Source organism: Oleiphilus sp. HI0117 (genome assembly GCF_001635235.1).
The window spans coordinates 1-786 of the sequence record NZ_LWGA01000454.1 but is presented as its reverse complement, the minus strand read 5'-3'; the positions used below and the strand labels follow the sequence as shown (position 1 = coordinate 786).

Here is a 786-nt window from a genome sequence, read left to right as displayed (position 1 = left end):
ACCTGGCTACAGCTAGTTGTTCTTCTTCTATATCTTTATTGACAGTAGACCCCGCGCCAATAGTCGCACGCTTACCAACTTTCACCGGCGCAACTAATGATGTATTGGAGCCAACAAACACATCATCTGCAATTTCTGTTTGAAACTTGTTAACGCCATCATAGTTACAGGTAATTGTACCTGCACCCACGTTAACATTTTTGCCTAAGGTTGCGTCACCAACATAGCTAAGATGGTTAATCTTACTACCTTCACCAACGGTCGTCTTCTTGGTCTCAACAAAGTTACCGACTTTCGCTTTAGTTTTTAAACTCGTTCCGGGTCTCAGTCTTGCAAACGGGCCCACATTACAGGCGCTTGCCACAAAGCTATCTTCGATAATTGAATTAGCATGTATCGTGGTACCAGCACCGATTGTTGAATTTTTGATAATGCAGTTTGGTGCAATGCTGACATCCTCACCAAGTACGACATGCCCTTCGAAAATACAATTAAGATCGATAGTGACATCTTGGCCGCATTCTAATTCACCGCGCACGTCTAAACGATTTGGATCATAGATGGTGACACCTTGAAGCATTAGCTGTTCCGATATCATGCTTTGGTGCCAGCACTCTAATTCACATAGTTGCAGGCGATTATTCACGCCTTGAACTTCCTGCTCAAAACTTGGCTGATGGCTTTCAACTCGCAAGCCATTTGCTACGGCGATCTCGATAATATCAGTTAAGTAGTACTCGCCTTGTGCATTGCTGTTACCAAGTGTCGGAATAAACTTATGCAACA

The 786-nt window shown here is 43.5% G+C and carries 1 protein-coding gene; it reads right to left on the bottom strand.

Annotation, left to right across the window (positions count from 1 at the left end; all coding sequences use genetic code 11):
• A partial coding sequence (locus A3757_RS05240) for a bifunctional N-acetylglucosamine-1-phosphate uridyltransferase/glucosamine-1-phosphate acetyltransferase (RefSeq protein WP_197469816.1) occupies positions 1 to 786 on the bottom strand: 786 nt, incomplete at both ends.